This is a genomic window from Bacteroides sp. ET489, assembly GCF_030518095.1.
GTDB classification, from domain to species: Bacteria; Bacteroidota; Bacteroidia; order Bacteroidales; family Bacteroidaceae; genus Bacteroides; species Bacteroides ndongoniae.
In genome coordinates this window covers 1-5296 of record NZ_JAULLJ010000074.1, presented here as the reverse complement: position 1 = coordinate 5296, position 5296 = coordinate 1, and the positions used below count along the sequence as shown (strand labels likewise).

4 protein-coding genes are annotated in these 5296 nt (G+C 37.0%); 2 read left to right on the top strand and 2 right to left on the bottom strand.

All coding sequences use genetic code 11. From position 1 onward, the window contains the following. Nucleotides 1-175 precede the first annotated feature (175 nt). Together Q3C19_RS17720 and Q3C19_RS17715 are read right to left on the bottom strand one after the other, a co-directional pair. Nucleotides 176-2596, bottom strand: a complete 2421-nt coding sequence (locus Q3C19_RS17720) for a leucine-rich repeat domain-containing protein (protein ID WP_302731129.1) — start codon at nt 2594-2596, stop codon at nt 176-178. A 922-nt stretch (nt 2597-3518) separates the two neighbouring features. Further along, on the bottom strand, nt 3519-4655 hold the full coding sequence (locus Q3C19_RS17715) for a nucleotidyltransferase family protein (protein ID WP_071150419.1): 1137 nt from the start codon (nt 4653-4655) through the stop codon (nt 3519-3521). A 145-nt stretch (nt 4656-4800) separates the two neighbouring features. Here Q3C19_RS17715 and Q3C19_RS17710 point away from each other — a divergent pair, with 145 nt between their 5' ends. Both Q3C19_RS17710 and Q3C19_RS17705 read left to right on the top strand, forming a co-directional pair. Continuing rightward, on the top strand, nt 4801-5070 hold the full coding sequence (locus Q3C19_RS17710; RefSeq protein ID WP_022161597.1) for a PqqD family protein: 270 nt from the start codon (nt 4801-4803) through the stop codon (nt 5068-5070). Between the two features lie 130 nt (nt 5071-5200). After that, the coding region (locus tag Q3C19_RS17705; RefSeq protein ID WP_302731131.1) for an AAA family ATPase at nt 5201-5296 on the top strand (96 nt) is incomplete at its 3' end.

Here is a 5296-nt window from a genome sequence, read left to right as displayed (position 1 = left end):
ATAGTGTGTTTTTGAGGGAGGATTTTTTTTGCTAACTGGGAAAAAATATTTTGGTAACTGGGGGGCTTTGGGGAGCTAGCTAGGGAAAATGAAGGGTTTATTAGATTCCTTTTCGCAAAAATAAAACAGGGCCACCCAGTATGAGTGACCCTGATTATTATTACAAGCTTACCATTTATTGATATCCATATTTCTTATCGATAGACATAAATGTATATGAATAAGTTGCACCACCTTGTTCATTAGTAAGGGTGATCTTAGGACTTCCACCAATCGGGAATTCAACGCCCGGTTGATCTTTGTGGCAGAACAATTGTTTTGTGTTAGTTACAGAACCGAAGCACCATACGTCTTTAGTTTGTGTAGTATTAAGTTTAAACACTTGTTTAAATTCAATCTTCTTGATTGCACTTGCTGTATTCAAAATATCAGCACCAATAGAAGTCGCTGCTTCGAATGTAATGTTTTGCAATTTGTTACATCCATAGAATGCTCTGTCAGAGATATGTTGTGCTACTTTTACAACTAAAGTATTATCATCACCACCAGTTAATGATTCACATCCTTCAAATGCAGACTTACCAATAGTTGTAGCAGCAGAAAGGTCTATGTCTGACAACTTAGTCTGTGCGAATGCACTTTCACCAATGTAAGACGGAACTACGGCATCAGTGCCATTGCTAACTGTTGTTAATAATTTACATCCACTAAATGCAGCTTCAGGTATTACGGTTCCATTGATATTAATAGTTGCCAACTGTACGCAATTTGCAAACTGACTATTAGATGTTGCATTAAGTACAACAGTTCCATCAACCTTAGTTAAAGCCTCACATCCTCTAAACGCAGCTGTTGCTAATGTTACATTATCTTGAACTTTAATTTCTTGCAATTTTGTAAAGTTCATAAATGTCGGATACTGATTTTGTACAAACAGAACACCGATTGTTTTAACGCCAGAGATATCAGCCTTTACAAGTGATCCAGCCTTCAACAAAGTATTGCGGACTGCTAACTGGTTGGTTTCAGCAACATCCTCAAAGTTGTAAGAACCCATGTATACATCTGTATAATTATTGTTAGGGAATGCATTGTCACCAACTGTTGTTACATTCGGCAGGTTCAGATATACAAGACTACTCAAATCAGAGAAAGCACCAGCTGCAATTTCCGTATTTGCCAACATAGTGATGTTGGTTAAGTTGCTCAATGAACGGATGAATGCATAATCAGCATCATCATTCAAAGCTACTTTAGATACAAAATGTTTGATGTCTATTTTATTGATAGGATCGCCATTAGCTTTTTTAATATTAACAACATTATCGGAAACATCAAAAGCATCAGCAAGATCAAAGTCTTTGTTGATCTCAAGAACATAGTCGCTACCTTTCATGTAAACAGTGTAATTGTCTTCATAGAGTTTGTAACCACCTTCAGCTGGATATGAATACCACTGTTGATTATTTGCATTATTAACATCCCAATCTTTATCAGTTGCGGCTGTTTTTTCGAAAGTAATTTTATCGAAAGTATAAGTTGCTTTTAAATTTTCTTTTTCATCAACATCACGGAATGCTTCACGACTAACATTTGCAATAGGCATAAAGACTGTTGCGTTGTCATTCCAACTCAAATTATTTACATTAGTTGTTGCGCTAGGAGCTGCTCCATAAGTACCTTCCACAAAACCATCATATACGTTTTCTGCAGCAATATCCCACGCTGCATCAGTATTAAATGTCAGATTACTTCCTGTAGAAATAGTAGCAGAGCCAAGAGCTTCAAGTTTTACAGATTTTAAAACGCCATAGCGATCATCAAATGTGTTAGCTGGATAATCTCTCTTATAGATCTCATTTTCTATATTTTCCGAAGGATTATTCAACTTGAGTTGGAAATATACAATCGGATTTACACGCTTTAATTTCAAAGCGAGTCTATTTTTTGCAATAGAATTGTCATTCTCATCATATACGACATCGTTAGCGATTGTACTTTCAGAAACCATAAATACCTTCTCCATGACACCTACACCATCAGTAGTTGTTTGAGTTAGGTTACCAATTGCCGGCAATGTGATATTTGTTTCTGATACAAAATTTTGGCTTTCTGCTGCTGAGTATGGATAGTAAACGCGGAAAGTTGGCTTATTTGTTTCATTCCATGATCCAGTCAATGCCAACATATCATTACCTGAATCTGCAACAAAGTAGCCTGTTGTTCCTGATGCAGAAGCTCTAAATTTATATGCTCTTGCTTCTGAACCACTCTCTTGCTTTCCAACCCAGCTATTTCCGTTAATTGCCTGTAGTGTTCCTGTCATAGGTTCAACAAGAGATCCAGCCTTATAAAATACACCAATAACGTCCTTATCGGCAAACCAGTTTGCATCAAAATTAACTTTACCAGATTGTGATGTAGATTGAGAGAAATCTCCTCTTGTAGTTGCACCCTCATCCATGGTGGCAACGAAAGAAATTCCTTCATTTCCGTTATATTGGCTCTTTTCAAGTTGTTCCATTTCATTTTGGGTACAACTTGCAGCAAGCAAAGCCAATGCGCTCGCAAAAATTACTTTTGTTTTCATATTCATAATTATTAATACAATTTAATTAGATTCCACCACCTTCACCCGGGTCAACATCTGTACTTCCTGCGAAGCCTCTTTCAATAGCTACCTCCAGAACTTCCACTTCCGGAGCTACATAAAACTTTTCCATTTCCATAATTTTAGTTTTTAATTGTTAGTAAATAAATTAATGTTTATTAGTATTTCGTTCTCGTTTTTGTTCAGTTACTATTGCATGTGGTGCGACATACCTTATTATAAGTTTAAGTTTCTTTAGCGTATCGCACGCTGTATATTGTTAAGCCATGAAAATTATCGTAAGTCCTTTCTTCTTGTATCGAGCCATTCCCCATATATAATAAGGTGTAAATTCCAACCTCTTTTTGCTGTTTGATTTATCTTCGGATTTTATTCATTTGAATTATGCTAATTCTCTGTATATCTGCATATTATCACACTACGCAACAGTGCATAATTCAGGCTGCAAAGTAACTAACTTATATTCCTAAATAGGTTTCGATGGTATTTTGTTGATAATCAGATCTATATAAGTCCAATGATTCTATATAAGATGAAATATAGGAGTAATAGAAAAGTGTTTGAATAGGATATAATATTCTGATATATAAATAATTATATATCCAACTAGCGTAAATCTCTAACAATATAAAACAGATTGACACTGAAACTTGTCACCAATAGCAAATGTCGTAAAAGATTGATATTATGAATAAATGGAATACAAAAGGGCGACAAACAGAGTGACTATGACACTTCAAATTGACACCAATATCTCAGAGTATGTCAAGATATATAAATAAAAATCCCCGACTCTAGATTTTCATCAAGAAACGGGGAAAAGATTATTAAATATATTCCAATATCTCAGTTAGGAAATAAATGGATTTTTACAATTAAAAATAAATAACGACTTTACATGATTTCTTTAGTCATGCGGTGAAGAATTTCCCGAAAAACGTTTCTTCCACTGCATCTGCATAGAATGCTTCATCAATATTAATGGATACCAACGTGCCTCTCCTGGCGCTAAAGCACCTAACTCACGGCAACGACTAAGTGCACGTGAAAAAGTATACCATTTTCCTTGCCAATAACCTTTTGGTCTTTTTTTACGTTCCTCATCATATTGTCCAAAGTTCCCACCTTGCCAAACGTCATTGAGCAGCCAATCTGCAGTTTGTATATCCTTCTGTTGATATACAATAGGAAGAACGTCTATAGAGAGTCCTAAATAACGTACAGCTAATGCTCCGAACACTCTTGCAGCTTTTTCTAAACCAAAACTTTTAAGTAGCAATGCAATTTCTTCTTTTCCTGGTAAATCACGTTGAGCATGAAGCATACAAGCCCAATCACATATTTGGCGAAGTCCAATTCCTTCGTTCAAGAAATGTTGTACTGAATGGATTAACACAAAAGCAGTATCAAAAGGTAAAGGAGCAAGCGTTACTTCAACATTACCAATTAACCTTTTACGACATTCAGAGGTTTCGTGCCACCGATTGATTTCTGCTTGTAAACGCCGATCTGCTGCTGGTGCACTGAGTTGTGTTAAAATTTGATGATTTTCTATCGTTATGCCATGCCAAGTTAAACTGGTATGTTTATAGTTCTCTTCATGCTCGCATGTTGATTCCTTTCGCAACAGTGCATTAGCTTTTTCATAATTCTCGGGACCGATATACAAATCAATATCACCACAATGCCGATGCAATGGATAGCGATAATTCTGCGCCACACCTTGTCCTTTCATTAGTACCGGTTCTATACCATTTTCACGCATCAGGGCATATACATTGGCTAATTCGCGATTTAGCACACGGTTGTTTTCTTCGATATGCAGCATCGCATTACACCATTGCAAATAGATATTACGAGGGGGCTGTTTTTCTTTAGGCAAAGTTTGTACACCGTCGAACACAATGCCCAACAGTGCTTGCTTACGTGCCGACTGGTAGATTTTAGCCCAATCAGTTGAAGCATCAAACAATGTGGCGTCAACCTCGTTTCCCCACAGTCCCGAACGTACCAATGCAAAGAATTGTTTTTGTAATATGGTCATATTAGCAGTCGATTATTTCAGTTTGGGGTGCAAATATAGCATAAAGTGCATGTTTTATCAATTCTTTTTTCGAAATAACGTTCGATTATAAAAAAATATCTGTATTTTTGTCCGCTGAATATATACAAATGATTATTATTGAATTATGCACATAAAAGACACGTATAAAGTTCGCCAAATAGCTGGCGAAAACATTATTGTGGGGCAAGGTGCCATACATGCCGACATGACCAAAGTGATTTCACTCAATTCTACAGCACTGCTGTTATGGAACGAGTTGCAGGGACGCGATTTTACATTGGCGGATGCTGCTTCAGTATTGGTGACTCATTTTGGAATTGACCGTTCCCGTGCCGAAGCCGACGCTCGTTCGTGGGTAGAGCGCTTGGTCGGTTGCGGTGTGATTGCCGAATAAGCTCCCCCCTTTTCCATTCCATCTGCAAGAAAGCCATTCCTATAGGAGTGGCTTTTTTATTTTCAGTTTTGTTTTTCCCATGCTTTCCACTATCTTTGCTTCTGCATCAATCAGATAAAACATCATCGTCATGAAGAAGCTGCCATACGGATTATCGGACTTCCCCCGGCTTATATCGGAGGACTATTACTATGTGGACAAAACCCGTTACATAGAGTTACTGGAA